We start from the raw sequence: 721 nt of genomic DNA on the forward strand, positions 1-721 counted from the left end.
AGCAATTGGTACATCAGCAATTGGAGCCGGAATTAGTGGCGTTGGAACAAAAATAACTGTTGGTGGTTCAACAAGCACCACTATTGGAGCAGAAGCAACAGGAGAAGTTATTGAAATGGCGCCGCTATTATCAGAAGGAGGTTTAACAGCAGCTGAAACTTTATCAGTTGCAGAAGGAACCGCAGTTGTTGCTTCAGAAGGAGCGGTTATTGGATCAGAAGCTGGTGCTGCTGCAGCTTTAGCGCCAGAAACTTTAGGTTTATCATTAGTAATTGGAGGATTAGTAATTGCCGGCACAGCAGTAATTTGATGATTAAATCATAACAACAATGATAGTCCAGAAGCAGTTAAACATGAATCACATAATCAATATAATGAAGTTGAAAAATACTATCAATTTTTAGCTCATGATCAATTAAAATTAGATATTAATGGCAATACATGAGATAAAATTAAACAAATTTATCAAGAAAATGAAAATAATTATCAAGAATTTAATGAACAAATTAAAGCAACAATCACTAGTTTTCATAAAGAAGATCATAGTGGTTGGGGCGGATCAATCACTGATGAAGATACTAATACTTTAATTAATATTATTTACAGTCATTTTCAAGAAATTAATACTCATTTTACCAATAACCCTAATCACGGTTGAAAGATTGTGACAAACACAATAGGTAGTTATTTTATAATTGAAGAAGAATAAAAATAAAAAAAC

1 pseudogene is annotated in these 721 nt (G+C 32.7%); it reads left to right on the forward strand.

Features of this window, described 5'->3' with window-relative positions:
• Positions 1-709, forward strand: a pseudogene (locus TS70_RS06725) (hypothetical protein); the annotation flags it as partial.
• Positions 710-721: the final 12 nt, after the last annotated feature.

This window comes from Spiroplasma sp. hyd1, assembly GCF_016082235.1.
Taxonomy (GTDB): Bacteria; Bacillota_I; Bacilli_A; order Mycoplasmatales; family Mycoplasmataceae; genus Spiroplasma; species Spiroplasma poulsonii.